At 46.2% G+C, this 636-nt stretch carries 1 protein-coding gene; it reads left to right on the plus strand.

What is annotated here, in order from left to right; translation table 11 throughout:
- A partial coding sequence (locus tag A5774_RS09895) for a 50S ribosomal L9 C-terminal domain-containing protein (RefSeq protein WP_304439372.1) occupies positions 1-128 on the plus strand: 128 nt, incomplete at its 5' end.
- Positions 129-636: the final 508 nt, after the last annotated feature.

Raw genomic sequence — 636 nt, forward strand, 5'->3', positions numbered from 1 at the left:
AGCTGGACAAGCGAATCATCAACTTGCCAAAGGCATTGGTGAAAAAGACTGGTAACTACCAGGCAGAAGTTGAGCTGCACTCTGATATCAAGGGCAAGATCAACTTCTCGGTCGTCTCTGCTTCCTAGAGAAGCTCTTTAAGTTAACGACAACAGCATTAACAACACTCCCCGTTCGGGTGGTCTGTGAGGGGCCATTCGTGCGGGGAGTTTGTCGTTGGTCATCCCCGTTTTTGGTGTGGGAACTTCTCACAGCTCAACGATAGGGCTGTGGATAACTTGTGGAATTTGTGTAGAAAATTCACTGCACGACCGCACTGGTAATGGCCGATTTGCATGTATAAGTCTGGTGTGCCGTCAGGACTTTCTGCAGGTACAGGTATTTTCAGAAGTTATGCACAGCTTGTAGATTTAGCGTAACCCTCAATGACCTGCAGTTTTTCGGAACTAATGCGTCGTAAAGAAAGGTTTATCCACACAAATTCCACAAGCAGCGGAAAAACCCCAGGTCGATTTCTCTTAACGTGTCAATTTGGCACGAAGTTTCCACTTGCTTGTGGAATATCCTGTGGATAACTTTTGTGAATGAGTACTCGGAGGGGTGTTTGTATAGTTGGCCTAGATGCTGTTTTGCGAA

Source organism: Corynebacterium sp. EPI-003-04-2554_SCH2473622, assembly GCF_001665955.1.
In the GTDB taxonomy this organism is placed as follows: domain Bacteria; phylum Actinomycetota; class Actinomycetes; order Mycobacteriales; family Mycobacteriaceae; genus Corynebacterium; species Corynebacterium pseudodiphtheriticum.